This window comes from Dyella sp. S184, assembly GCF_009766065.1.
Taxonomy (GTDB): domain Bacteria; phylum Pseudomonadota; class Gammaproteobacteria; order Xanthomonadales; family Rhodanobacteraceae; genus Rhodanobacter.
This window is the reverse complement of record NZ_LMUE01000005.1, coordinates 250630-275111: the sequence shown is the minus strand read 5'-3', so window position 1 is coordinate 275111 and position 24482 is coordinate 250630. Positions and strand designations below refer to the sequence as shown.

At 62.9% G+C, this 24482-nt stretch carries 23 protein-coding genes and 1 riboswitch; of the genes, 13 read left to right on the top strand and 10 right to left on the bottom strand.

The features are described from left to right. Positions 1-18: 18 nt before the first annotated feature. Positions 19-252, bottom strand: a riboswitch (cobalamin riboswitch). 82 nt (positions 253-334) lie between these two features. The 3 genes from nagA to GSQ75_RS11190 form a co-directional block, all read right to left on the bottom strand. Continuing rightward, positions 335-1480 (bottom strand): N-acetylglucosamine-6-phosphate deacetylase, encoded by a 1146-nt coding sequence (gene nagA, locus GSQ75_RS11200; protein ID WP_158754958.1) that lies wholly within the window; start codon positions 1478-1480, stop codon positions 335-337. Positions 1481-1579: 99 nt separating this feature from the next. Further along, entirely contained in the window at positions 1580-2590 is a 1011-nt protein-coding gene (locus tag GSQ75_RS11195) for an SIS domain-containing protein (RefSeq protein WP_158755146.1), read from the bottom strand. Positions 2591-2648: 58 nt separating this feature from the next. Then, positions 2649-3401 (bottom strand): GntR family transcriptional regulator, encoded by a 753-nt coding sequence (locus GSQ75_RS11190; RefSeq protein WP_158754957.1) that lies wholly within the window; start codon positions 3399-3401, stop codon positions 2649-2651. 342 nt (positions 3402-3743) lie between these two features. Between GSQ75_RS11190 and zwf the strand changes: the two genes are divergently transcribed. The 4 genes from zwf (at position 3744) to eda (ending at position 8709) form a co-directional block, all read left to right on the top strand. Continuing rightward, positions 3744-5207: a glucose-6-phosphate dehydrogenase gene (gene zwf / locus GSQ75_RS11185; RefSeq protein ID WP_158754956.1), complete on the top strand. Its 1464-nt coding sequence runs from the start codon at positions 3744-3746 to the stop codon at positions 5205-5207. Positions 5208-5323: 116 nt separating this feature from the next. Next, on the top strand, positions 5324-6037 hold the full coding sequence (gene pgl / locus GSQ75_RS11180; protein ID WP_158754955.1) for a 6-phosphogluconolactonase: 714 nt from the start codon (positions 5324-5326) through the stop codon (positions 6035-6037). Between the two features lie 104 nt (positions 6038-6141). Next, the gene (gene edd, locus GSQ75_RS11175; RefSeq protein WP_158754954.1) at positions 6142-7959 is read left to right on the top strand and encodes a phosphogluconate dehydratase; all 1818 of its coding nucleotides are present in this window, start codon (positions 6142-6144) and stop codon (positions 7957-7959) included. A 96-nt stretch (positions 7960-8055) separates the two neighbouring features. Beyond that, positions 8056-8709, top strand: coding sequence for a bifunctional 4-hydroxy-2-oxoglutarate aldolase/2-dehydro-3-deoxy-phosphogluconate aldolase (gene eda, locus GSQ75_RS11170; RefSeq protein ID WP_158754953.1), 654 nt, complete (start codon positions 8056-8058; stop codon positions 8707-8709). Positions 8710-8764: 55 nt separating this feature from the next. Here eda and GSQ75_RS11165 read toward each other — a convergent pair whose 3' ends face one another. Both GSQ75_RS11165 and GSQ75_RS11160 read right to left on the bottom strand, forming a co-directional pair. Then, entirely contained in the window at positions 8765-9565 is an 801-nt protein-coding gene (locus tag GSQ75_RS11165; protein WP_158754952.1) for an alpha/beta hydrolase, read from the bottom strand. Between the two features lie 21 nt (positions 9566-9586). Then, complete coding sequence (locus GSQ75_RS11160) at positions 9587-12031, bottom strand: prolyl oligopeptidase family serine peptidase (RefSeq protein ID WP_158754951.1); 2445 nt, start codon at positions 12029-12031, stop codon at positions 9587-9589. Between the two features lie 166 nt (positions 12032-12197). Here GSQ75_RS11160 and GSQ75_RS11155 point away from each other — a divergent pair, with 166 nt between their 5' ends. From GSQ75_RS11155 to GSQ75_RS11130, 6 genes are all read left to right on the top strand, one after another. Beyond that, a complete protein-coding gene (locus tag GSQ75_RS11155; RefSeq protein ID WP_158754950.1) occupies positions 12198-12596 on the top strand; it encodes a DUF350 domain-containing protein in 399 nt (132 codons plus the stop codon). Positions 12597-12601: 5 nt separating this feature from the next. Next, positions 12602-13045: a hypothetical protein gene (locus tag GSQ75_RS11150; RefSeq protein WP_158754949.1), complete on the top strand. Its 444-nt coding sequence runs from the start codon at positions 12602-12604 to the stop codon at positions 13043-13045. Continuing rightward, positions 13045-14151 carry a glutathionylspermidine synthase family protein gene (locus tag GSQ75_RS11145; RefSeq protein ID WP_158754948.1) on the top strand — a complete coding sequence of 369 codons (1107 nt, stop codon included), beginning with the start codon at positions 13045-13047 and terminating at the stop codon, positions 14149-14151. The genes GSQ75_RS11150 and GSQ75_RS11145 overlap by 1 nt, the downstream gene beginning before the upstream one ends. A gap of 171 nt (positions 14152-14322) precedes the next feature. Further along, positions 14323-14985, top strand: a complete 663-nt coding sequence (locus GSQ75_RS11140) for an alpha/beta hydrolase-fold protein (protein ID WP_158754947.1) — start codon at positions 14323-14325, stop codon at positions 14983-14985. 31 nt (positions 14986-15016) lie between these two features. Then, positions 15017-16069 (top strand): histidine kinase, encoded by a 1053-nt coding sequence (locus GSQ75_RS11135; protein ID WP_158754946.1) that lies wholly within the window; start codon positions 15017-15019, stop codon positions 16067-16069. Next, complete coding sequence (locus GSQ75_RS11130; protein WP_158754945.1) at positions 16069-16773, top strand: LytTR family DNA-binding domain-containing protein; 705 nt, start codon at positions 16069-16071, stop codon at positions 16771-16773. Before GSQ75_RS11135 ends, GSQ75_RS11130 begins: the two co-directional genes overlap by 1 nt. A gap of 301 nt (positions 16774-17074) precedes the next feature. Here the strand turns inward: GSQ75_RS11130 and GSQ75_RS11125 are convergent, their stop codons facing one another. Further along, the gene (locus tag GSQ75_RS11125; protein WP_158754944.1) at positions 17075-17860 is read right to left on the bottom strand and encodes a hypothetical protein; all 786 of its coding nucleotides are present in this window, start codon (positions 17858-17860) and stop codon (positions 17075-17077) included. 2 nt (positions 17861-17862) lie between these two features. Next, entirely contained in the window at positions 17863-18786 is a 924-nt protein-coding gene (locus tag GSQ75_RS11120; RefSeq protein ID WP_158754943.1) for an IS1595 family transposase, read from the bottom strand. Positions 18787-19057: 271 nt separating this feature from the next. On the opposite strand from GSQ75_RS11120, the gene GSQ75_RS11115 reads away from it, so the two are divergent. The 3 genes from GSQ75_RS11115 to GSQ75_RS11105 all read left to right on the top strand — a co-directional run bounded on the left by GSQ75_RS11115 (position 19058) and on the right by GSQ75_RS11105 (position 20353). Continuing rightward, complete coding sequence (locus GSQ75_RS11115; RefSeq protein ID WP_158754942.1) at positions 19058-19447, top strand: VOC family protein; 390 nt, start codon at positions 19058-19060, stop codon at positions 19445-19447. Positions 19448-19514: 67 nt separating this feature from the next. After that, positions 19515-19769 (top strand): DUF2164 domain-containing protein, encoded by a 255-nt coding sequence (locus tag GSQ75_RS11110; RefSeq protein WP_158754941.1) that lies wholly within the window; start codon positions 19515-19517, stop codon positions 19767-19769. 83 nt (positions 19770-19852) lie between these two features. After that, the gene (locus tag GSQ75_RS11105) at positions 19853-20353 is read left to right on the top strand and encodes a DinB family protein (RefSeq protein WP_158754940.1); all 501 of its coding nucleotides are present in this window, start codon (positions 19853-19855) and stop codon (positions 20351-20353) included. Between the two features lie 78 nt (positions 20354-20431). Here GSQ75_RS11105 and gnd read toward each other — a convergent pair whose 3' ends face one another. From gnd to GSQ75_RS11090, 3 genes are all read right to left on the bottom strand, one after another. Beyond that, complete coding sequence (gnd, locus tag GSQ75_RS11100) at positions 20432-21343, bottom strand: phosphogluconate dehydrogenase (NAD(+)-dependent, decarboxylating) (RefSeq protein WP_158754939.1); 912 nt, start codon at positions 21341-21343, stop codon at positions 20432-20434. Positions 21344-21444: 101 nt separating this feature from the next. Then, positions 21445-22965, bottom strand: coding sequence for a mercuric reductase (locus GSQ75_RS11095; protein ID WP_158754938.1), 1521 nt, complete (start codon positions 22963-22965; stop codon positions 21445-21447). Next, on the bottom strand, positions 22965-24284 hold the full coding sequence (locus GSQ75_RS11090; RefSeq protein ID WP_158754937.1) for a glucoamylase family protein: 1320 nt from the start codon (positions 24282-24284) through the stop codon (positions 22965-22967). The genes GSQ75_RS11095 and GSQ75_RS11090 overlap by 1 nt, the downstream gene beginning before the upstream one ends. Positions 24285-24482 lie beyond the last annotated feature (198 nt).

Sequence of the window (24482 nt, the reverse complement as noted above, 5' to 3'; positions counted from 1 at the left end):
CGGCCTCGCCCACCGCGAGCCACCAGGAATCGTTCGGGCCGGTCTCCGGGCTTGCGAGCGACATGCGGTGATCCGCATATCCTGAACGGCGCCTTCCCGTGCTCAAGCACAGTGGCATTCGCCGTACGTGAATCTCGCTTACCGTTGCGGGGGCAGCGCCGGCCTTGCAGTGCATGCAGCACCGCGCACCGGCTTCCCGTTTCATCCCTTGGACATCATGTCTGTCGGGACACCTGAACCGGGCAAGTCTAGCTTTGGACGGCTATTTCAGCAAACGCGTTGGAGAAACGAGAGAAAGCGCAGCGGCTTTTACTCGTTTCTCATTCCTTTATCCTCACTGCTCGCTCGCCATGCCGCCGATCCAGCTCTGCTGCACGCGGTAGTCGTCGTCCAGCACCACCAGGTCAGCCTGATAGCCCGCGGCGATGCGGCCATGACTGGCGCCGAGGCCGAGGAAATCGGCCGGATAGGTGCTGGCCATGCGCACCGCCTCGTCCAGCGGCAGGCCGAGCAGTTGCACCGCATTGCGCACCGCACCGGCCATGTCCAGCGCGGAACCGGCCAGCACGCCTTGTGCGGTCTGGCAGATGCCATCCTTCGCGGTGATGGTTTCGCCGTTGAGCACGAAATCCGGATGATCCGCGCCCACCGGCGGCATCGCGTCGGTGACCAGCAGCATCTTGCCGCGTGCTTTCGCCGCGATCGCCACGCGCAGGCTGGCGGGATGCACGTGATGACCATCGACGATCAGCCCGCACCAGCTGTCGGCATCCTCCAGCGCAGCGCCGACCACACCCGGTTCGCGACTGCCGAACGGCGTCATCGCGTTGAACAAGTGAGTAAAGCCACGTACGCCAGCGGCCAGCGCAGCCTGCGTGGTCGCGTAGTCGGCCGCGGTATGGCCGGCGCTGACGATCACCCCGGCAGAGGCCAGTGCACCGATGCTGGCCAGTGGCACCCGTTCGGGCGCCAGCGTGAGCAGGCGTACGCCGCGATGCGGCGCGCACAGCAGCGCCAGCTCCTCGCTGCCGGGCGTGTGGAAAAATTTCGGATCGTGCACGCCCTTGCGCGCTGGCGCGAGGTACGGGCCTTCGAGATGGATGCCGAGTACACCGGGCACACCTTCAGCCAGCGCCTGCTCCACCGCGGCAAGCGCGGCGCGCATCACGTCCACGCTGTCGCTGACCAGGGTTGGCAGGAAACCGGTAGTGCCGTAGCGCCGATGCGCCGCGCCGATGCGGCGGATCGTCTCCACCGAGGGCGCATCGTTGAACAACACGCCGCCACCGCCATTGACCTGTGTGTCGATGAAGCCCGGCAGCAGCATCGCGCCGTGCAGATCGTGCCAGGTCGCGTTGTTTATGCGTGGATCAGACGATGGCAGCAGGTCGACGATACGCTCGCCGTCCAGCAACACAGCAAGATCGTCGCGCCAGCCGTCGGAGGTGAGTACGCGGGCGTTGGTGAGGGCGAGTGGCATGGTGCATTTCCCTTGAGAAGAAACGAGTGAAGAGGAGTGAGAAATGAGAGAAAGCGGCACCAACGCACCACTCGTACCTCATTCATCTCCACTCACTCCTCAAACCGTTTCGGTCACCTTGTTGAGATGCGGAGGTACGTCGGGATTGAAGCCGCGACGCAAAGCCAGTTCGCTCGCCGCGCGATAGAAACTCTGGATGATCAGCAGCGGCGTACACAACGCCGGCAGCCCGGCCAGCACCGGAAGCATGCCAGCACCTTGCATGCCGGGTGCGGCCACGAAAACCTGCGCGCCGCGCTTGCGGAACTCGTCGGCAATCGCCAGCGTGCTGGCCAGCGTGTCGTCGTCCTGGGCGAAACACAGTACCGGGAAATGCGGCCCGACCAGCGCCATCGGGCCATGCTTCACCTCGGCCGCACTGAACGCCTCGGCGTGCAGGCCACAGGTTTCCTTGAACTTCAACGCCGCCTCCAGCGCGATGCCGAAACCGAAGCCGCGACCCACGACGAACAGGTTGTGCGCGTCGACCAGGCCATCGCTCAACGCCGACCAGTCGGCGTCCCAGCCGGCACGCAAGGCATCGGGCAACGCATGCAGCGAATCCACCAGGGCACGGTCGCCGTGCCAGCGCGCGCACAGATGCAGCACCGCGGCAAGGGCGGCGATGTAACTCTTGGTCGCCGCCACACTGCGTTCGGGCCCCGCATGCAGCGGGATCACCGTGTCGGCAATCGCCGCCAGCGGCGAATCCTCGACATTCACCATCGCCACCACGCGCGCGCCGGCCAGCTTCGCCGCCTGCGCGTTGCGCACCAGATCCGGACTCTTGCCCGACTGCGAGATCGCGATGAACAGCGCGCCCTCCCATTGCTGCGGGGCTGCGTACACCGACGTGACCGAGGGCGACACCGAGGCCGTGACGATGCCCAGCTGGGTCTCGAACACGTATTTCGCATACGCCGCGGCGTGATCGGAACTGCCGCGCGCGCAAGTGACGATGAAGCGCGGCGGCTGCGCGCGCAGCGACTGCGCCAGCGCCGTCACCACACTGTCGTTGGCAGCGAACTGGCGTGCGACGACGTCGGCCGCCTCGTGCGCTTCGCGGTACATCAAGGTGTTGCTGGCCTGCGTGGTTGCTGTGTTCAAGCTGTTCTCACCAAGGTTGGTCTCAATCGGTTTGCAGTTCGGCGACGAAGTCGTAGATGTCGCCGCGATACCAGGAGCAGGTGAACTCGACCACGCGGCCGTCGTCCAGGAAGCTGCGGCGTTCGATGCTCAGCCCCGCACTGCCCACGGCGACGTGCAGCAGGCGCGCCTGCTGCACATTCAGCGACACCGCACGCAGTCGCTGCAGCGCGCGACGCGGGCGGCAGTTGAGTTGTTCCAGGGCCTCGTACAGCGAGTCATGCACCAGCATCGGATCGGGCAGCACGCTGGCCGGCACCACGCTGCGCTCGATCGCCAGCGGTTCGTCCTGGCCGTAGCGCACACGATGCAGCCGCACCACCAGCGAACCCGGCGACAGGTTCAGCGCCATCGATTCTTCCGGCGTCACCTCGCCGATACCGCGCTCGAAGAATTCCGAACGTGGTGACAGGCCACGTTCGCGCAGATCTTCGGTGAAGCTGGTCAGCCGTGACATCGGCTTGACGATGCGTTCGGCGATGAAGGTGCCGGCACCATGACGCTGGGTCAGCAAGCCTTCCTCGACCAGGCCGGCGATCGCCTTGCGCACGGTCACACGCGACAGCTTCAGCGCCTGCGACAGATCACGTTCGCTGGGCAATGCCTGACCCGGCTCGATGTCGCGGTGCTCGACCACGTTGCGGATCGCCCGGCGCAGGCGCAGATAAGCCAGCGGCTGATGCGTGGCCGGGTCGTGGCAGATCCGGCGGTATTCGTTGGCCAGTGCAGTTTCCATATTTGCAGAAGATACCAATAGCGAACCACTGACCGCAAGCCCCCTCATGACAACGTTGGCATTGGGCGCAGCCTGCGCTAGAGGCGTGGAGTCGAAGTGCGCTGGGCGGAGTTCCTTCGATTTCGGCCTGCGGCCTACGCTTGGAGCCTTCCCTGGACTTGATCCGGGGAACGGTATTTTCGGCAATCGACTTGCTTCGACGCCGTTCAAGCGACATTTCATGAATTCGTATGCATAGCGGTAGCCGATCTGGTATTTCACTGGTACGATCATCAGCACCCCCGGGCCAGACGCGCCGCCAGGCCCTCTGCCCGCCATCCGGCATCGAGTCGAGGTGACTGCGTGACTGTTTCTTCCCAATCGGTCGAACCGTTCGACCTGGTGATTTTCGGTGGCACTGGCGATCTCGCCGTGCGCAAGCTGCTGCCGGCCCTGTTCCATCGCTTCCTCGACGGCCAGATCCCGGCCAGCAGCCGGATCGTCGGCATCGCCCGCGAGGCACTGGACGACGCCGGCTATCGCGCGCTGTTGCGCGAGGCCTTGGTCGATATCTGCGATGCGGCGAAGCTCGACGTCTTCCTGCAGCAGGTCGGCTATCGCCCACTGGATGCACGCAAGGACGAAGGCTGGGCCGAGTTCGCCGCATTGATCAAGGCGCAGCCCGACCACATTCGGGTGTTCTACCTGTCCACCTCGCCGGAATTGTTCGTCGACATCTGCGCGCAGCTTGGCCAGTACGGGCTCAACCAGGGCGCCTCGCGGGTTGTGCTGGAAAAGCCGATCGGCCGCGACCTCGCCAGCGCGAACCAGATCAACGACGCGGTCGGCAAGGTCTTCAGCGAATCGCAGACCTTCCGCATCGACCACTACCTCGGCAAGGAAACGGTCCAGAACCTCTTGGTGCTGCGCTTCGGCAATGCGCTGTTCGAGCCGCTGTGGAATGCCGGGCACATCGACCATGTGCAGATCACCGTCGCCGAAACACTCGGTGTCGGCCATCGTGGCGCGTACTACGATCGCGCCGGCGCGTTGCGCGACATGGTGCAGAACCACATGCTGCAACTGCTGTGCATGGTGGCGATGGAGCCGCCATCGTCACTGGCGCCGGATGCGGTGCGCGACGAAAAATTGAAAGTGCTGCATTCGCTCAAGCCGATCGACGACAGCAACGCCAGTCAGCTTACCGTGCGCGGCCAGTACCGCGCCGGCGTGGCTGAAGGCGCCAGCGTGCCCGGTTATCCGGACGAACTGGGTAACAACAAATCCAATACCGAAACCTTCGTCGCGCTGAAGGCGGAAATCGCCAACTGGCGCTGGGCCGGCGTGCCGTTCTACCTGCGCACCGGCAAACGCCTGCCGAGCCGGGTGTCGGAAATCGTGGTCACCTTCAAGCCGGTGCCGCATTCGATCTTCAATCCCGACGCCGGCCCACTGGCGCAGAACCGGCTGGTGCTGCGACTGCAGCCTGACGAAGGCGTGAAACTGTGGCTAACCATCAAGCATCCCGGCCCCGGCGGCCTGCGCCTGCGCCACGTGCCGCTGGACATGAGCTTCGCCGAAGCGTTCGGCGTGCAACAGCCGGATGCGTACGAGCGCCTGCTGCTGGATGTGGTACGCGGCAATCCCACCCTGTTCATGCGTCGCGACGAAGTGGAAGCGGCATGGCGCTGGGCCGGCCCGATCCTCGCTGCCTGGTCCGCGAGCGGCGAAGCACCGCGGCCGTACGCCGCTGGCAGCTGGGGACCGAGCGCCGCCGTGGCATTGATCGAGCGCGATGGCCGCACCTGGAATGAAGACAGTGAATAGCGTGCGCTCTTTACTCTCGCTTCACCCGGCCATGTCGATGCCTGCGGCAGACTTTGTCTCCCTTCCCCACGAGCTGCGCGCCAACGGCTGCTAGCCGCAGGCGCGCCACCATCATCATGCCCAACCTCTCGAACGTCACTACGCACAGTTTCACCGATGGCCACACACAGGCCGTGGCGCTGGCCGGACAGGTCGCCGCACAGTTGCGTGCTGCGCTGGCCGAGCGCGGCCACGCACTGCTTGCGGTTTCCGGTGGCAGCACGCCCAAGGAATTTTTCGCCTGCCTGTCGCGCGAACCGCTGGACTGGGCGAAGGTGCAGGTCACCCTGGTCGACGAACGCTGGGTACCGGACAGCGACGAACGCTCGAATGCGCAACTGGTGAAATCGCTGCTGTTGCAGCATGCCGCCAGCGCTGCGCAGTTCGTGCCGCTGTATACCGGCGCGGCGACGCCCGAGGAAGGATTGGCCGAGGCCACTGCACGGATCGGCGCGCTGCCGTTGCCGTTCGACGCGGTGGTGCTGGGCATGGGCGACGATGGGCATACCGCCTCGTTCTTTCCCGGCGGCGATCATCTGGCCGAAGCACTGGATCTCGATGGTCGCACTCCCGTGCTGCCGATGCATGCGCCCGGCGCCGGCGAACCGCGCATCACGCTCAGCCTGCCCTTCCTGCTGAATACCCGCGCGCTATACCTGCTGGTTGCCGGCGAGAAGAAGGGCGACCTGCTGGCCGATGTGCGGCTGGGCCTCGACGCGGCAAAGAACTATCCGATACGCGCCGTGCTGATCCAGCAGCGCGTGCCGGTGGCTGTGTACTGGTGCCCGTGAAGGCGAGAAGTGAGAGACGAGGAGTGAGAAGTGAGAGAAATGCACCAACCACTTGCTCCTTCTCTCGCTTCTCACTCCTCTCCACTCACTTCTGGATTTGAATCATGAGTACGTTGCACCCCGTCGTTGCCGAAGTCACCGAACGCCTGCGCGAACGCAGCCGCGAAACGCGCGCAGCCTACCTGCGCCGGATCGACGCCGTCGACCGCGGCGGTCCGCAACGCGAACACCTGTCCTGTGGCAACCTCGCGCACGGCTTCGCCGCCTGCGGTACCGAAGACAAAGCGGCATTGCGCTCGGGCCGGCGCGCCAACCTCGCGATCATCACCGCCTACAACGACATGCTGTCGGCGCATCAGCCGTACGAGCGCTACCCCGCGCTGATTCGCCAGATCGCGCGCGACGCCGGCTTCACCGCCCAGGTCGCCGGCGGCGTGCCGGCGATGTGCGATGGCGTCACCCAGGGCCAGCCCGGCATGCAGCTGTCGCTGTTCTCGCGCGACCTGATTGCGATGGCCACCGCGGTTTCGTTGTCGCACGACATGTTCGACGGCGCGCTCTACCTCGGCATCTGCGACAAGATCGTGCCGGGCCTGCTGATCGGCGCGCTGAGCTTCGGCCACCTGCCCGGCGCCTTTGTACCCAGCGGACCGATGCCCAGCGGCATTCCCAACGAACAGAAATCCAAGGTGCGCCAGGCGTATGCCGACGGCAAGGCCAGCAAGGCCGAGCTGCTGGAAGCCGAAGCCGCGTCGTACCACACCGCCGGCACCTGCACCTTCTACGGCACCGCCAACTCCAACCAGATGCTGATGGAGATCATGGGCCTGCACCTGCCCGGCGCCAGCTTCACCGCGCCGGACACCCCGCTGCGTGATGCGCTCACCGCCGAGGTGGTGCGCCGGGTCAATGCGCTCAGCGCGCTGGGCGAAAGCTATCTTCCCATCGGCCACATTATCGACGAGCGCGCGATCATCAACGGCGTGATCGGCCTGCACGCCACCGGTGGCTCCACCAATCACCTGCTGCATCTGGTGGCGATCGCGCACGCTGCCGGCATCCTATTGCGCTGGGACGATTTCGACGCGCTGTCCGGCGTGATCCCGTTGCTGGCGCGCGTGTATCCGAACGGCTACGCCGACGTGAACCAGTTCCACGAAGCGGGCGGCATGGCCTTCCTGATCGACCAGTTGCTCGGTGCCGGCCTGCTGCACGCAAACGTAAACACCATCTTCGGCACCGGCATGGACTGCTATGCGCAGATTCCGCAACTCGACGCGGCCGGCGCATTGCACTGGACGCCGGTGTCGAAGCAAAGCGGCAACCGCGGCGTACTGCGCGGCATCGACGAACCATTTCGCGCCGACGGTGGCCTGCGCATGCTGCAAGGCAATCTCGGCCGCGCGGTGATCAAGGTGTCTTCCGTACCGGACGACCGGCTGGTGATCGAGGCGCCAGCGATCGTGTTCCACGATCAGGACGAACTGCCCGCGGCATTCAAGCGCGGCGAGCTCAACCGCGATTTCGTGGCGGTGGTGCGCTTCCAGGGCCCACAGGCGAACGGCATGCCCGAGCTGCACAAACTCACGCCGGCGCTGACCCTGCTACAGGATCGCGGCCACCGCATCGCACTGCTCACCGATGGGCGCATGTCCGGCGCTTCCGGTCGCGTACCCGCCGCGATCCACGTGACGCCCGAAGCGGTAGCCGGCGGCAATATCTCCAAGATCCGCAACGGCGACATGATCCGTCTCGATGCCGTGAATGGCCGTCTGGACGTCCTGATGGAAGCTCACGAACTGGATGCGCGCCTGCCGCACACCGCCGACCTGTCCGCCCAGCACAGCGGCATGGGCCGTGAGCTGTTTGGCCTGTTCCGTCAGGCCGCGACCACCGCCGATCTCGGCGCGGGCGTGTTGTAACCCAATCCCTGTAGCGAATGCCCTGCGTCGTATCCCCAAAGACATCGCGCACAAGGTGCGCTCCTGCACAAATCCACTTACTTGGCGAGTGAATCCATGAGCAACATCGAACTCAAGCAGCAACACGTCGAAGCCACCATGCGACTGGCGCCAGTGATCCCGGTGGTGGTGATCGACGATGTGCGCGCCGCGGTGCCGATGGCGCGCGCCCTCGTCGCCGGTGGCACGCCAGCGATCGAAGTGACCTTGCGCACGGCGGCCGCACTGGATGCGATTCGCGCGATTGCCGCCGAAGTGGAAGGTGCCGTTATCGGCGTCGGCACCGTGCTCAGCGCGCGTGATCTGAAGGCCGCGCAACAAGCCGGCGCGCGCTTCGCGGTATCGCCCGGCGTGTCGCCGTATCTGCTCGATGCTGCCGACGACAGCGAATTGCCACTGCTGCCCGGTGCCGCTACCGCCAGTGAGGCGATGAGCCTGCTCGAGCGCGGCTATCGCCACCTGAAGTTCTTCCCGGCGGTGCCGGCTGGCGGCCACAAGCTGCTCGGTGCCTGGGCCAGCCCACTGCCACTGATCCGCTTCTGCCCCACCGGTGGCATCGGCCTCGCCAGCGCACCGGATTTCCTTGCCCTGCCCAACGTGATCTGCGTCGGTGGCTCATGGCTGACCCCAGCCAACCTGCTCACGAGTGGCGACTGGTCCGCGATTGAGTTGCTGGCGCGCGAAGCGGCCGGATTACGCCAGGCCACCTGATTCCGTTTTCCTGCGTGCAAAAGCAACTGCTGCTGGGCCATGCATACGCATTTCCCTAATGTATGGCTTCGCCAAGGCTCACGGTATTGCGCAATGCAGGCACGTACTCAGGATGGTCTGAGATATCGTTGTGTCCAGCATCAGATATGACAATAAACGACACAATTCCGGCCTTGAAATGGGCCAGCAATCGCTGCGTACTTGGCATCGGAATGACGCCATCATTTTCCGCCGCAATGATCGTCGTCGGGACAGAAATTCGAGGTGCAAACCGCCACGATTCGTATTTGTCCCGCAAAAGCAGGTTGATCGGCAAGAACTTAAAGCGCTCGGCTGCCAGCTCTAAAATGCTGTTGTAAGGCGTCACCAGAACAAGGCGTGATGCCGGGCGCAGGCTTGCCACATGAATCGCTATTCCGCTGCCAAGGCTGCGGCCGATCACCGTAACGTCTTCATGCTCTTTATGGATTGCGTCAAACAGCGCGATGCCATCAGCAACAAGATTTTTCTCTGTGGGCTTGCCCGTGCTGCCGCCATAACCACGGTAGTGCAAAGCGTAAATCGCGGTGTGGGGGAAGGCCTCCACCAATAACGGAAGTGATTGAGAGACGTCCTCGCCATTGCCGCCGAAGTAAAGGACTGCATGGGACCCCGCATCCGAATGGATGGAAACAACGAGGTCAGCGCCCTCTCTTTGAAAGCTCGTCGTCTGGGTGGCCGTGTCCACCGATGCAGGCGTAGGGTGATAGATAAATGAGCGCTGAAACAAGAACAGCAGTGCGCATACAACTACGTATGCGCACAACGCGATCGCAAGCAGCCATACCAAGCCTCTGGCAACATATTTCGTCAGCATGCGGCGCACCATTGCGGCTGATCAGTTGCCACTTTTCTCCGGCTTCACATACGTATTGAACAACTCATCGATCCGCCGGTATTCGTCGTACCACGAATCCGGATGCTCGAAGCCGTGGCGTTCCAGCGGGTACAGCGAGATCCAGAAGTTCTGCTTGTGCAGCTCGATGAAGCGCTGGTACAGGCGGATCGAGTCGCTGGCCATCACGTTGTCGTCGATCAGGCCGTGTTCGATCAGCAGCGGGTCGCGCAGGTTGTTGGCGAACTCGATCGGCGAGCTGGTCTTGTACGCCTCAGGATCGAGCTGCGGGTCGTTGAGGATGTTGGCGGTGTATTCGTGGTTGTAGCTGGTCCAGTCCGATGGCGCGCGCAGCGCGGCACCGGCGGCGAATTCGCCCGGCGCACGCAGGATCGCCATCTCGGTCATGAAGCCGCCGTAGCTGCCGCCATAGATGCCGACACGCTCCGGATCGACGCCATGGTTTTTCACCAGCCAGGCCTTGCCGTCGAGCAGGTCTTCCAGTTCCGGATGGCCCATGTGTTCGTAGATCGCGGTGCGCCAGGCGCGGCCGTAACCTTCGGAGGCGCGGTAGTCCATGTCGAGTACGACATAACCCTGTTGCACCAGCAGGTTGTTGAACATCTGCTCGCGGAAGTAATAGGTCGACGACAGCGTGACGTCCTGCAGGTAGCCGGCACCATGCACGAAAAGTACAGCCGGGCGTGAAGCGGCAGCGGCTTCGTTGGCGGGGCCGTAGTACTTCGCATAGATCACGCCGGCACCATGCGATGAAGGCACTTCGACGATCTTCGGCGCGATCCAAGCATGCGCGGTGTACGCCGCCTTCATCGTGCTGGTCAGTTCACGCGGATCGCCGCCAGCACTCGACTGCACCGCCAACTGCGGGAACACGTACGGCGCGGAATGCAGCACGGCCAGCTGGCTGCCATCCGGCGACAGCTTGAAGTCGTCCATGCCTTGATAGTGAGTGATACGGCTCAACGCACCGCCGCCAACCGGCAGGCGGTACACGTCGTAGCTGTACGGCGCGACCTGGTTAGTGCGCACGTAGAACCACTTGCCGTCATCGCTGAGCAGCGGATGGCTGACCTCGAACTTGCCGGACGTCAGCGCCCTGGCACCGCCGTCGAGCGGCTTGCTGTAGAGCTGCGAATAGCCGGTTTCCTCGCTCATGTACCACAGCGTGTGGTTGTCCTTGAGCCAGCCGAAATCGTTGAAGTTCCAGTTGATCCACGCGTTGTCGGTGAGCCGCTGCTGGTTGACCAGCGCGTGGCGGGCGAAATCGACGCTGGTGATCCAGCGATCCTTGTTGTCGATCGCGCGCAACTGGATGGCGAGATGACTGCCGTCGTCACTCCACACGATGCCGCCGCCACCGCCGTCCTCGGCATTGGCGACGATACGCACCGGGCGCACGTCGGGCGCCTTCAATGCCTTCGCCTCGTCCTGCTTGCCGGCCTTGTCCAGCGCGGCCACGGCCTGGCTACGCAGTGCTTTGAGCGGATCGTCCTTGATGCCCGGCAAGGTGTCGGTCTTCAGCGGGTACTGCTGGTGGTTGCGCAGATCCAGCAGCAGCAGCGACTGCGGTGCCGGGTCATTGTGGCCGACATAGGTACGCGCCTTCTGCGGCTCGGTATAGCCGCTGTCGGTGACGTAATGATTGACCTGCGGTGCCTCGCCCTTGGCGTAGTCCTTCGGCGCCGTCACCAGCAGCAGCCAGCGGCCATCCGGCGACAGCTCGGTATCCACGACGCGGGACTTGTCGCCCAGCCAGAACGGCGCCGGCGCACGGCCTGGATCGGCGGCATCGAGTACCTTGTCCTCGTCGTGCAGGGCCTGCTTGTCGGCCTTGATCTCGCGCAGCGTCTTGAACAGGCCCAGCTGCAAGTCGCCCAGTTGGTCGGGCTGCTTGGCCTGCGGATCGTCGGCGAAGTTGAGCACCGCCACCGGAGCGGCGACCCCACTGGTCAGGTCGTAGCTGTACCAGTCATTGCCGTCGCGGTACTGCAGCGCGCGGCCATCGGCGGAAAACTGCGGCGAGGATTTTTCCTGCGGCGTGCGCGTCACCTGCTGCCGCCGGCCACTGGCCAGATCGACCACGAACACGTCACCGTGCAGGATGAACGCTGCGTGCTGATGGGTGCGATCGAACACCGCCGGGCCGTCGGCCCGTGCCATCGCGGCCGGATCGAGCTTCACGCTGTTGCCGCTGGCCGGATCGACGCGATACAGGTCACGCACCGGGCCGCCGTCGCGCTTGACCGAGTAGTACAGGCTGCGCCCGTCCACGCTCCAGTACGGCGTCTCCACCGACTGCCCGATCCAGTCGGGATTGGCCATGATGGTTTCCATGTCGAGCGACCCCGTGATCGCGACCGACGGCGTGGCGGCGGCCGCAGGCAGCACACAGAAGGCGATCAGGCCGGCAAGCAACACTCGACGCATGGATGTATCCCCACAGGCAAAAAACCAGCATAGCCGAGCATGGCGGCAGCGCGTGGCAGCCCATGCCATAAGTCAGGGGTCGGCGCCGGCCAAAACCGCCGGACTCTGGCGCACCGCGCAAGCTTCGGCATAATGGACACTCAACCTTCTGGGGGGAAGGGAATCCATGCTGTCCAGTCTGAGTACGTTGCCGGCCTTCCTGGCCTATTTCGCGACCAGTTTGCTGCTGCTCGCGCTGTTCGTTATCTGCTACGTCTGGCTTACCCCGGTACGCGAAATCCGCCTTATCCGCGCCGGCAACGTCAGTGCCGCGGTAAGCCTGTGCGGCGCCGTGCTCGGTTTCGTGCTGCCGCTGGCCAGCGCGATCGCGCACAGCGTGAGCCTGCTCGATCTTGCGGTGTGGGGCGGCATTGCGCTGTTGATACAGCTGTCCGCATTCGCCCTGCTGCACCTGCTGTTGCGTGACTTGCCGGCACAGATCGAGCAGGACCATCTGGCGATGGCGCTGATGGTGGCGCTGGCCAGCGTGGTGGTCGGCCTGATTGCCGCGGCAGCGATGAGTTAGTGTCGATGGATACACAACGCCGCTACCCACGGCCGCCGCCACCTCATGGAACTCATCCGGGGACGGCCACCGACAGCTCCGCGCAACGCCGTTCGCTGGCCGTACCGCTGGTATTGGCCGGCACACTCGGCTTTGCGCTGTTGCAGCACAGCGGTACCGACGTGCAGCGCAACCGCTACCGCAACCTGCAGGATTGCACGAGCGACTACTCGCTAGAGCAGTGCAATTCCGACACTCCGCTCAGCGGTAGCGGCGGCACCTCCTATTACGGTCCCTGGTACCGCAGCCGGGGCAGCAGCACTACCCAGGATGCCAGCGATCCTGGCCCAGGCCGCAGCGGCGGTTTCGGCGCGGCGCATACTCTCGGCGAAGCCGGTCCCAGTGGGGTCGAACTCGGCAGTCGTGGTGGTTTCGGCCGCAGCGGCCGCATTTCCGCGCGAGGCGGTTGATGCGTCGCGAGCGGATCGTCGCACGACCGGACTGGCCGGCCCGCGTCGAGTCGCTGGGCTTCCATTTCCACACGCTCGACGGCGCACCGTACTGGCGCGAGGATGTCTGTTACGTCTTCGACAGCGAGCAGATCGATATGCTGGAAGCAGCCATCACCGAGCTGCATGGGTTGTGCCTTGAGGCCGTGGATCGCATCGTGCGCACCGGCCGTTACGCCGAGCTGGGGCTGGACGAGCGTGCCGCAGCCCTGATCGAACACAGTTGGCGCAACCGCGATCCTGCTATGTATGGACGCATGGACTTGAGCTATACCGGCCACGGCGCGCCCAAGCTGCTCGAATACAACGCCGACACGCCTACCGCCCTGCTCGAAGCCAGCGTGGTGCAGTGGTACTGGCTCACGGAGACGCAGCCGGGCGCCGACCAGTTCAACTCGATCCACGAACGCCTGGTGGAATGCTGGCGGCAAGTTCTGCCGCCGCGCTCGACCATGCACTTCGCCGCCAGCTACGAAAACCCCGAGGACGCCGCCGCCTGCGACTACCTGCTCGATACCTGCCTGCAAGCCGGCCATGCCGTGCAGGCGCTGGATATCGAGCAGATCGGCTGGAGCGGGCGCGACTTCATCGACCTCGAGAACCTCCCGATCGGGCGCCTTTTCAAGCTTTATCCCTGGGAGTGGATGCTGGCCGAACCATTCGCGCAGCATCTGCCGCAGACGCGGCTGCAATGGATCGAGCCGCCGTGGAAGATGCTGCTCTCGAACAAGGCGATCCTGCCGCTGCTATGGGAGTTCTTCCCCGGCCACCCCAATCTGCTGCCGGCCAGCCGCCGTCGCGCGGACCTCGCCGGAGCGGTGGTACAGAAACCGTATTGGGGCCGCGAAGGACAGGGCGTGCATGTGTTGGCCGCGCACGAGAACCCCATCGCCACGGCAGAGCCGTGCGTCTTCCAGGCATTTGCCCCGCTGCCACGCTTTGATGGCCGCCATGCGCTGGTCGGCGCCTGGGTGATCGGTGGCATCGCCGCCGGCATCGGCATGCGCGAGGATGTTGATGCGGTCACCCGCAATACCAGCCAGTTCGTGCCGCACTATTTCCGTTGATGGCTACTCGTGCCTTCGGATGGGCCGCGGGCGCGATACGGAAGTTGGCAAGTCGGCATGCTTACAGTGGATTGGCGCAGTTGCGCGGGAAGCTGGCGACCTGAGTCACGCGGGTGGAGGTGACTGTTACGATGCAGCCTTCACCCTTACTTAATCAATCACGATCACGCCATGACCCTGCCCGCCTTCGAGATCGAAACCGCCGCCAACCCCAGCCACAGCGTGATCTGGCTGCATGGGCTGGGCGCCGACGGCAATGACTTTGCGCCGATCGTGCCGCAACTGGTGGATCGCGCGTGGCCGGCGCTGCGCTTCGTGTTTCCGCATGCGCCGGTACGGCCGGTGACGATCAACAACGGCATGTCGATGCGCGCCTGGTACGACATCGCCGCGTTCGATCTCAATGCACGGCAGGACGAGGCGGGCATGCGCGCCTCGGTCAGCGAGGTGGAGACCCTTATTGCACGCGAGCATCAGCGCGGCGTACCGAGTGAGCGGATCCTGCTCGCGGGCTTCTCGCAGGGTGGCGCGATCGCCCTGGCGGCCGGCCTGAAGCATGCGGAAAAGCTGGCCGGCATCATCGCGCTGTCGACCTATCTGCCCGCTTATGTCGCACAGCCCGGCGAACGCAGCGCGGCGAATGCGGCGATTCCGATTTTCTGGGGCCACGGCAGCGTCGATCCTGTGGTCATCCTGCAGCGCGGCATCGATTCGCGCGACCTGCTGAAGTCGCTCGGCTATGCCGTGGAATGGCATACCTACCTGATGGCGCACGCGGTCTGCCCCGAAGAAATCAGCGACCTGCGCTACTGGCTCGGTCAGCACCTGGCATAACCACGCCCGCGCATGCGGCATACTTGCCCGCATGCGCGTACCCACGTCCACCAGCGGCCACCGCGGCCGCGCCGAGCACAGCCCGTTGCCGGATTTCTGCGGACTACCGGCCTTGTTCGCATTATTCGTGGTGGGTGCACTGACGGTAACGGTGATCTGGCTGGCCCGCGACAACCAGCGCGACTGGTCGGCCTACAGCGTCAGCATGCTGTTCGTGACCTGGCTGGTGCTGGTGTTTACAGTGGTGCTGTGCAAATTGCGGCCACTGCTGCAACGGCTGCCCGGCCTTACGCCTTATCTCGGTGTGTGGCTGCTGATCGTGCTGATCGTCACCGTCGCCAGCATCGTGGCGCGCTGGCTCGACAGCTCGCTGCAGATGCATCTGATCGGCAGCAGCACGCCAGCCTTCGTGCGCGACAACGCATTTATCGCGGCATTGCTTGGTGCGGCGATGCTGCGTTACTTCTATGTGCTGGCACAGTGGCAGGCGCGGCTCGCGGCGGTCACGCGGGCCCAGGTCGAGGCCTTGCAGGCACGCATCCGCCCGCACTTCCTGTTCAACAGCATGAACACCGTGGCCGCGCTGATCCGCGTTGATCCGGCGGCGGCCGAACGCACGGTGGAGGATCTGTCCGAACTGTTCCGCGCCGCGCTGGGTCAGCACGACAATGGCGACGACACGCTGGGTGATGAGCTGGCACTGATCGAGCGTTACCTGGCGATCGAGCAGCTGCGCCTTGGCGCGCGCCTGCATGTGCGCCGCGAACTGGAGGATCTGCCCACCGAATTCCCGCTGCCACGACTGCTGCTACAGACACTGGTGGAGAACGCGATACGCCACGGCATCCAGCCGCTGCTCGAAGGTGGCGAGGTGATCCTGCGCGGGCGCCGCGACGGCAACGGCATCCGCATCGAGATCATCAATCCGCTGCCCACCAGCCCCGCTTCGCCCGGCAACGGTCACGGTCTGGACAGCGTGCGCCAGCGCATCGCCTATCGCTATGGACCAAATGCCAAGGTACAGGCGGGAGTCCAGGGCGATAGCTTCGTGGTCCTGCTGCAATTGCCGGGACCGTCGGCGTGATGCGCGTGCTGATCGTCGACGACGAGCCACTGGCTCGCGCACGCCTGGCCGCACTGCTCGGCGAATGCGACGACGTGGAAATCGTCGGCAGCGTCGGCGACGGTGAAACTGCACTTGCTTCACTTGGTGAACTGCGCCCGGATGTCCTGCTGCTGGACATCAACATGCCCGGCCTCAGCGGCACCGCGCTGGCACAGCGCTTGTCCGGGCGCACACGCGCCCAGGTGATTTTCTGCACCGCTTACGAAACACACGCGATACAGGCGTTCGAACTGGGTGCGGTCGATTACCTGCTCAAACCTGTGCGGCTGGAGCGACTGCGCGATGCGCTGCAACGTGCACAGCGACGGCTTGCCGATGCGCCGCGCGAACCGGTCGCCTATCTGCATGGCCGGATGCGTGGTGAACAGATCCGCATCGCACTGAACGAAGTGATCAGCCTACTCGCCGAAGAAAAATACGTCGTGGTGCAACACCTCCGCGGCGAACTGCTGATCGAGGAATCCCTGCGCCAGCTGGAAGAAACCTACCCCGATCAGCTGATCCGCCTGCACCGCAACTGCCTGGTTCCCCCATCGCGCCTGCTCGGCGTGAAAACCCTCGCTGACGGCCGCGTCCTGGCACGACTCGATGGCACCGAACTCAGTCCAGAAATCAGCCGACGCAATCTACCCGCCGTGCGCAAGCTGCTGCGGCTTGGCTGAACGCGCGCAAGCGCCACACCAGCAAACAGCCCAAAACGGCGGTGTTTATTACTCCGGATTGTGGGTGATAAGAGATAGCACGCCAATTCGTGCAATATGCAACGGTGCAACACGTCGCTACAGATGCGCTCCGCCATCAGCCAAAGCATTGACTAGACAAGGTTTCAATCGTTTGACGCCGTGCCTTCAAGTCCTGAACATCCGTTGCATATGCCCCGATCGGGGGTCTAATAAGGGCGATTATCCCCTACTTGACATTACGGCCCGACGCCTATTAGGCTCAAAGCGACAGGCCAGCGTTTTAATCTTCGTATTCTCTATCGCCTTGGCGGGGATCATTGGGTGCTGCAACAAAGCGACTGCTAGTCCGATCATAAATTCGGAAAAAACTTGTGTTTCGTTTGATGCCTGCCCCATCTTCATAGGCGATATGTCCGAGGGCACACAATTCATAAATACCAGCTTTGAATTGCTCAACCTCAATGTTTTTGAGGTTACGACATTTAACGTCTATGGATGCACCCATACCCGGCGGGACTACTTGAATAAGAGTATTTGGAGTGGCGTCAAATTCTTCTGCTCCGCCGGGTGGATATCTAAAAAATATGTCTATCCCAACGCTGAAAATTTTTGCATTGGTTTCTCCTACGTTGGAGACTTGAATCGTTGCCGTTATTGGTTGATCGATCGCAAAAACCATATTGTCGATTCTACGAATACGGATTTTGGGTCGATGGGAGGCGGCAAATTCTTCGCGCGAAAGTTTAATTTGTCGACCAATAAGAACGCCTTGCGCTATTCCGCCGAGAACCAAGAAGCCCGTGAGGATATCGAGGGCGAGCGTATAGCTAGCAAGCTTTCCCGTGTACTTGGTAATTTTTTTATCGGTTTCGGATTGTGCCTCGGCGCTATCACTGCTGCTTTGGGTTGGGGCGGTATGTTCCTTTATGGCAAGCACCGCACTCTGGGAAGCTTGCTGTCGGTCTTGGCCGCTATCTTTTTTGCTGTTTCCGTTTGGCTGGTTTTCGGCTGATGCAGCGCCTACAGCCAACATCATAGCCAATGAGACCGCGACCAGCTTGCGCATGTTCAGCACCCCTGAATGGCCGCTTGGAAGATTTCAGGATTCTTGCGGTTGTTGTAACGGAACTGGAACTCGGCAACGTACAGCGGCAGATATTTGGCACTGACCTTGTGATAGGAACCCATGATGCCGCGCTTGAATAACGACCAGAAACCTTCGATGGTGTTGGTATGAATCGCGCCGACCACGTACTGTCCTGCGGTGTGATTCACGACACCGTGCGGGTAATCCAAGCCCAGCGGCGCATAGCCCCGGTGAGTATCGGTGCAGAGCAGGCTCACCTTCTGCGACACGGCCTCACGAACAAAGCGTGTCAGGGCCTCACTGCTGGCCTTCTGGATCACGCGAGCAACGACGCTGCCTTTGCGACGCACCGCGCCGATCACGATGGCTTTGCCTGTGCCACCTGTACCACCAGCGGAACCCGTACCACCGGGACCGCCGCGCTTGTCCTTGTGCCGGTTCTTGGCTTTGCCGCCCACGTAGGTCTCGTCGACTTCGACGATACCCATGAGCTGCTGGAAGTCTTCGTCAGCCATGCCAGCACGGATGCGATGGCACATGCTCCATGCGGTCTTGTAGGAGCCGAAGCCAAGCAGCCGGAAGATTTGCAGGGCGCTCATGCCCTTCTTGCTGGTGAGCATCAGGTGGATCACTTGGAACCACTGGCGCAGCGGGATATTGGTGTTCTCGAAGATCGTCCCGACTGTCACGGAGAAACGGTAGCTGGAATCAGTCGCGCAGTCGTAGCAAACCCAATGAAAGGACTTGGTGCCATGTTCCTTCACGGCCAAGCTGCCGCATCGCGGGCAGCACACACCAGTCGGCCAGCGTTGCGTTACAAGAAACGCCTTGCACGCGTCATCGTCCGGGAACATCACCTCAAACTGGCGGATGCTGAGCTGGTGAATCGGTGCGTTCTTGGCCATGACCGTGTGTTCCCTGATGCCTTGGAACACAGCATAGGAGCGTCACGATGAAATGTCAAGTAGGGGATAATCGCCCTTTCTAATGGGGTCATCAAGATCAGCGGCCTGACGGTAGGCAACTCCGACCCTCTATGCTGTCCGACAGTACCAGCGGTCGAAACATTTAAAGTTTCCGGCGGGCGCTTCGTTGTAGTTCCGCCCTAACCAGTCATTCGAGGCGGACGGCTACGCCGCCGCTCAATTCCAGCGCTAGGCCATAGGAGGACACCAAATGAAGCGCACATGGACGATCATCGGGGTTGAAAATGTGGCTGGCAGCTTCAAATGGTACCAGTCGCTCTTTGGCCAGACGGAAACACGTCCCGCCCATGACGACTTCGGGCAAATCCTCGACTCGGATGGCACGGTTTTGCTCTGCCTTCACGCATGGGGTGCCCACGAGCATCCCTCCTTGATGAGCCCCGCTCACGGGAAGCCTGGCAACGGCCTCATCCTGTTTTTCCGTGTGGACGATTTCGACATGGCGCTGCCAAGGGCGCGCGCGCTCGTCACTCGGCTCGAAGAGGAGCCACACAGGAACCCGAACACGGGAACCATGGAGTTCTCGCTCCGGGATCCGGACGGGTATTACGTCATGGTCAGTGCGCTCTCCACGGCCTGACCATGCGTACGAGCCGACACCGCTTCGCAGCACGGCATAACTCCAGCGTCAGGCAGCATCGACAACTATGGAAATCATCAAATTTTCCAGTGAAGAGAAAGATCTGATTGTTCGCAAGATCAAGCTGTACTTCTCGGAAGAGCTGAAGCAGAAGATCGGAAGTTTCGATGCGGAATTTCTGCTGGATTTCTTCGCACAGGAGATAGGTGCGTACTTCTACAATCGCGGCCTCTACGACGCGCAAGCCGTACTTGCAGCCAAGCTGGAGGATATCCAGGACTCCATCCATCAGCTTGAACAAGCGACTGACTTCAGGAAATGACGCAGCACGGCGGTGCCCGATAACTTCTTCAGGCGGGCGGGCGCAACACATGCTGCTTAACTCAGGCGACAGCCACTCTTCCAATGAACAACTTACAAACTCTGACGCGCTACAAGGCATGGGCTGACGATCTTTTTTACACCGCCCTTGCGCAACTGTCCGAGCGGGAACTTGTTGCTCCACGCCCGATCGTCTTCGGCAGCATCCTGCGCACGATTAATCATGTGCGCGCCATGGATCAGGTCTGGCGGGCGCACCTGGAAGGCAAGCCGCACGGGTTTGTCACGCGCAACCCGGAAACGCATCCGCCGCTTGCCGGGTTACGGAAGATCCAGCAGGCGCTGGATGCGTGGTACATCGAATACGCCGACTCGCTGACGGACCCGGCGTGCGAGCAGGTGGTCGACTTCACCTTCATTGGCGGCGGCAATGGCTCCATGAGCCGCGCAAACATCCTGCTCCATGTCGTCAACCACACGACATACCACCGCGGCCATGTGGCAGACATGCTGTACGCAATCGGCGCAGTGCCGCCAACCACCGATTTACCGGTGTTCCTTCTGAGAAAGAACGAAGGTGCCTGAGCTTTCGTCAAAGCGGCGCGCATAACGCGCGCCGCTTGATTCAGACGTTACTTGCAACCAGTGCTCCAAACCGCAGCATCACTTCGCTTCGGACTTGATCTCATGGCCGCCGAACTCATTGCGCATCGCCGCCAGCAATTTGTCGGAGAACGATTCGGTGTCGCGCGAGCGCAGCCGCTCGATCAGCGAAGCGGTGATGATCGGGGCGGGCACGTTGAGGTCGATCGCCTCGTCCACCGTCCAGCGGCCTTCGCCGGAATCGACGACGTACGGCGCGATGCCGTCCATCTTGGGATTCTTGCCGAGCGCGTCGGTGGTCAGGTCGAGCAGCCATGAACGGACCACGCTGCCATAGCGCCAGATCTCGCCGATCTGCTTGAGGTCGAGGCCGAACTCCTGCTTGTGCTGCAGGATCGAGAAGCCTTCGGCATACGCCTGCATCAGGCCGTATTCGATGCCGTTGTGGACCATCTTGGTGAAGTGGCCGGAACCGACCGGACCGACGCGGCCCCAGCCCTGATCCTTGGCCGGTGCCAGCGTCTCGAAGATCGGTTTCAAGGCATCGACGGTTTTCTCGTCGCCACCGACCATCATGCTGTAGCCCTCTTTCAGGCCCCACACGCCACCGCTGGTGCCGCAGTCGACGTAGTCCAGGCCGTTGTCGGCGTAGAGCTTCGCGCGGCGCACGGTGTCCTTGTAGTTGGAGTTGCCGCCATCGATTACGGTGTCGCCCTTGGCCAGCAACGGCAGCAGTGCGTTGACGGTGTCATCGGTGACCTTGCCGGACGGCACCATCAGCCACACCGCTCGCGGCGTAGGCAGCGCCTTGACCAGAGCCTGCAGCGAATCGGCCGAGCCTGCACCTTTCGCTTCCACCGCCTTGCGCGCATCCGCGTTCGGATCGAAGCCGGTCACCTTGTGGCCACCCTTGACCAGGCGCTCCGTCATATAGGCGCCCATCTTGCCGAGACCGATCATGCCAAGTTCCATAACGTGTCCTTAGTTTGAAGTGACGAGATAACAAGCTGGCCATCCTACGCGGACCACCGATAAATCGGCGTGAGCGCAGCCGGCCTGCATGGACATGCCAGTCAGCGTGCCAGCCAGCGCTGCAACCTTGCGCGCAGCCGCTGGGTGATACGGGTACGGACATAGGCCTTGGCGGCTTCGCGGATCGCCTCGGCCTGGGTAGGATAGGCGTGGATGACTTTCGCCAGCGTGCGCAGGCCGATGCCGGCGACCATGGCCAGGGTGATCTCGTTGATCATCTCGCCGGCATGGCGGGCCACGATGGTGGCGCCGAGAATGGTGTCGGTGCCGTCGCGGATATGGATTTTCACGAAGCCGATCTCCTCGCTATCGGTCACGGCACGATCGATCTGGTGCATCGGCACGGTAAAGGTCTTGACCGGGATGCCTTTGCGATTGGCTTCGCGCACGTACATGCCGACATGGGAGATTTCCGGATCGGTATAGGTACACCACGGAATGACGAGTTTGCTCAGGCGCTTGCGTCCCCGCATCAAGGCGTTGTGCACCACGATGCGCGCCGAGGCGGCCGCGGTGTCGGTGTACTGCTCCTCGAGACAGACATCGCCGGCGGCATAGATGCGCGGATTGCTGGTACACAGGAAATCGTCGACCGCGATGCCATCGGCGGCATCGTAGTCGACGCCCGCTGCTTCCAGATCCAGCCCCTGCACGTTCGGCGCGCGGCCGACGCCGGTGAGGATCGCGTCGACTTCGATGGTGCTGTGGTAATCGGCGCTGACCAGATCGACCAGCTTGCGGCCGTTTTCCACACGCACGGCGGTGACCTCGGTATTGAGCCGCACTTCGAGGCCGTCACGCGCGAAGGCATCGGAGAGGATCTGCGCGGCGTCGCGTTCCTCCTTTTCGAGGAACAGCGGCTTGTCCTGCACGATGGTGACTTGCGCACCCAGATGACGAAAGGCCTGGGCCAGTTCGCAGCCGACGGGACCGCCACCGATCACCAACAGGCGCTGCGGCAGTTCGGTCAGGTTGAAGACGTTGGCATTGGTCAGGAAGCCGGCTTCGCGCAGTCCCGGGATGATCGGTACATGCGGACGCGTGCCGGTGGCGATCATCGCCTTGGCGAAGCGCAGCTTCTGCTCGTTCACCATCAACGTGTCCGGTCCGGCAAAGCGCGCATTGCCGAAAAACATGTCGACGCCGAGCGCGGCCAGCCGGCGTACCGACGAACCGCCGCTGAGATGGCTGCGGATACGGCGCACGCGATCCATCGCCGCGCCAAAGTCCACCTGGATGTTGTCCGGAACCTTTGCGCCGTAGCGGGCCGCATCACGCATCTCGGCATACAGTCGCGAAGTGCGGATCAGCGCCTTGGAAGGCACGCAACCGGTGTTGAGGCAGGTGCCGCCGATCAGGTGTCGTTCGATCATCGCCACCTTGACGCCCATGGCGCAGGCCAGTTCCGCAGCGGCGACGCCGGCTGATCCGGCGCCGACGATGATCAGCGCGTAGCGGTCCGCCGGTTCCGGATTGACCCACGCCTGCGGATGCACGTCAGCGAGCCGCTTGTCTTCGTAGCCATCCTGCGGGGTGGTGACTGACGCATCAAAAGGCGACATCAGTTCGCTCCTCCGGGATGGCCTTGCCGCAACCAGCCGCCTTCGAATCCGGCGCCCTGCAAGCCGTCGCTGATATAGCGGCAAGCGCGCGTCAATCGCCAGATGAACTGGCTGCGGTGGTTCTCGATCATCATGAACACGATGCCCTGATCGAGCCCGTAATGACCTGCCGACACCCACGGCCGTTCGACGCTGGCACCCACGGTCGGGTTGAAGCTGCTGGCCAGCCGATCGTCGGTCAGCATCTGCGGATAGCGTGTCAACATGTTGCGCATGGCTTCCAGCACCCGCTCCGGCGCAAATGGCAGCGAGGCCAGCACGGCCGATGGCGACAGCGTGCCGTCATCCGGGCCGTATGGCACGCCGCGTGCCGCGTAGCCGAACAGCCGCCGTTCCTCATTGAACACGTCAGGCTGCTCGTCGGTGGGACCGTCGCCGGCGGAAAGCCCCCAGCAGTTTTCGTCGTAGCCCGCGAATTCGTGCGGATTGAGCTGGGTATACCTGCGCTGGATGGAAACAGCGTTGCGGCTGTTCTCGAAATAGTCGAAGTCCTTCTCGCGCATGAAACTGTCACGGATGTCGCGCAGATCGATCCATGCATGCGAGAACTGATGGACGAACAGCGGACCAGCGTAGAGGTAGTCGTGGTTGTACAGATTTTCCCACTGATAGGTAGCCGTCCACGCGGTGTAGCAATCGCCTTTGATCGGGTGGGTCGGCGAGCCCAACGCCAACACGTAAAGCACGATTGCCTCGCTGTAGCCTTCCCAGCCGTAATGCAGGAATCCGCTCTCGGGTTTCCAGCCCTGTTTGATGGTGTCACCGTCATCCTGCGCCCAGCACCAGTCGATGCGCCGATAGAGGAAATCGGCCAGTTCGCGCAACTCGGCTTCATCGGGCGTATCGGCCGTGAAATACATGCTGGCGGTGAGCACGCCGGCCATCAGCAGCGCCGTGTCGATCATCGACAGCTCGGACTGCCACACACGCGCACCGGTGTGGATGTCGAGGAAGTGATAGTAGAAGCCCTTGAAGCCGGTTGCCGTGGGGCTGCCGCTCTGATCGCTGTCGCGGAAGAAACGCAGCGCCGCGAGACTGCGCTGGACCGCATCGGCACGTTCCATCCAGCCACGCTCCACCGCCACCGGATAGGACGAGAGTGCAAAGCCGACCACGGCGATGCTGACCGGTGAGTTGTCGCGCGAGGTATCGGCCACCAGGCCATTGCGCGGATTCATGTTCTGCACGAAGTAACCGAAGGCAGCGCACTGCAGCCGGTCGAGCAGGGCCTCATCCGTGAGGGCGGAGAGCTGGGTCATCGGGGATTCCACGGCTGGTCGATCTGGTGCTGCGCCTTGTGTGTCAACCCGGGGGCGCTGGCTGAGCACAGCTCGCTTCGGTTATTCATCGCACCATCCTACTCTGCGGCAAGGTGAAGCAAAGGTCGACGCCGCCGTCTTGACGCCACGGATGCCGACACATGGCGCATGCTGATGCTTTCGCCGCTACCGCCTGGA

What these genes read in the sequence shown, in the direction of transcription:
- nagA (WP_158754958.1), bottom strand. Translation starts at nt 1,480, where the DNA reads ATGCCACTCGCCCTCACCAACGCCCGCGTACTCACCTCCGACGGCTGG.
- GSQ75_RS11195 (WP_158755146.1), bottom strand. Translation starts at nt 2,590, where the DNA reads ATGTACCGCGAAGCGCACGAGGCGGCCGACGTCGTCGCACGCCAGTTC.
- GSQ75_RS11190 (WP_158754957.1), bottom strand. Translation starts at nt 3,401, where the DNA reads ATGGAAACTGCACTGGCCAACGAATACCGCCGGATCTGCCACGACCCG.
- pgl (WP_158754955.1), top strand. Translation starts at nt 5,324, where the DNA reads ATGCCCAACCTCTCGAACGTCACTACGCACAGTTTCACCGATGGCCAC.
- edd (WP_158754954.1), top strand. Translation starts at nt 6,142, where the DNA reads ATGAGTACGTTGCACCCCGTCGTTGCCGAAGTCACCGAACGCCTGCGC.
- eda (WP_158754953.1), top strand. Translation starts at nt 8,056, where the DNA reads ATGAGCAACATCGAACTCAAGCAGCAACACGTCGAAGCCACCATGCGA.
- GSQ75_RS11165 (WP_158754952.1), bottom strand. Translation starts at nt 9,565, where the DNA reads ATGCTGACGAAATATGTTGCCAGAGGCTTGGTATGGCTGCTTGCGATC.
- GSQ75_RS11160 (WP_158754951.1), bottom strand. Translation starts at nt 12,031, where the DNA reads ATGCGTCGAGTGTTGCTTGCCGGCCTGATCGCCTTCTGTGTGCTGCCT.
- GSQ75_RS11155 (WP_158754950.1), top strand. Translation starts at nt 12,198, where the DNA reads ATGCTGTCCAGTCTGAGTACGTTGCCGGCCTTCCTGGCCTATTTCGCG.
- GSQ75_RS11150 (WP_158754949.1), top strand. Translation starts at nt 12,602, where the DNA reads ATGGATACACAACGCCGCTACCCACGGCCGCCGCCACCTCATGGAACT.
- GSQ75_RS11145 (WP_158754948.1), top strand. Translation starts at nt 13,045, where the DNA reads ATGCGTCGCGAGCGGATCGTCGCACGACCGGACTGGCCGGCCCGCGTC.
- GSQ75_RS11140 (WP_158754947.1), top strand. Translation starts at nt 14,323, where the DNA reads ATGACCCTGCCCGCCTTCGAGATCGAAACCGCCGCCAACCCCAGCCAC.
- GSQ75_RS11135 (WP_158754946.1), top strand. Translation starts at nt 15,017, where the DNA reads ATGCGCGTACCCACGTCCACCAGCGGCCACCGCGGCCGCGCCGAGCAC.
- GSQ75_RS11130 (WP_158754945.1), top strand. Translation starts at nt 16,069, where the DNA reads ATGCGCGTGCTGATCGTCGACGACGAGCCACTGGCTCGCGCACGCCTG.
- GSQ75_RS11125 (WP_158754944.1), bottom strand. Translation starts at nt 17,860, where the DNA reads ATGCGCAAGCTGGTCGCGGTCTCATTGGCTATGATGTTGGCTGTAGGC.
- GSQ75_RS11120 (WP_158754943.1), bottom strand. Translation starts at nt 18,786, where the DNA reads ATGGCCAAGAACGCACCGATTCACCAGCTCAGCATCCGCCAGTTTGAG.
- GSQ75_RS11115 (WP_158754942.1), top strand. Translation starts at nt 19,058, where the DNA reads ATGAAGCGCACATGGACGATCATCGGGGTTGAAAATGTGGCTGGCAGC.
- GSQ75_RS11110 (WP_158754941.1), top strand. Translation starts at nt 19,515, where the DNA reads ATGGAAATCATCAAATTTTCCAGTGAAGAGAAAGATCTGATTGTTCGC.
- GSQ75_RS11105 (WP_158754940.1), top strand. Translation starts at nt 19,853, where the DNA reads ATGAACAACTTACAAACTCTGACGCGCTACAAGGCATGGGCTGACGAT.
- gnd (WP_158754939.1), bottom strand. Translation starts at nt 21,343, where the DNA reads ATGGAACTTGGCATGATCGGTCTCGGCAAGATGGGCGCCTATATGACG.
- GSQ75_RS11095 (WP_158754938.1), bottom strand. Translation starts at nt 22,965, where the DNA reads ATGTCGCCTTTTGATGCGTCAGTCACCACCCCGCAGGATGGCTACGAA.
- GSQ75_RS11090 (WP_158754937.1), bottom strand. Translation starts at nt 24,284, where the DNA reads ATGACCCAGCTCTCCGCCCTCACGGATGAGGCCCTGCTCGACCGGCTG.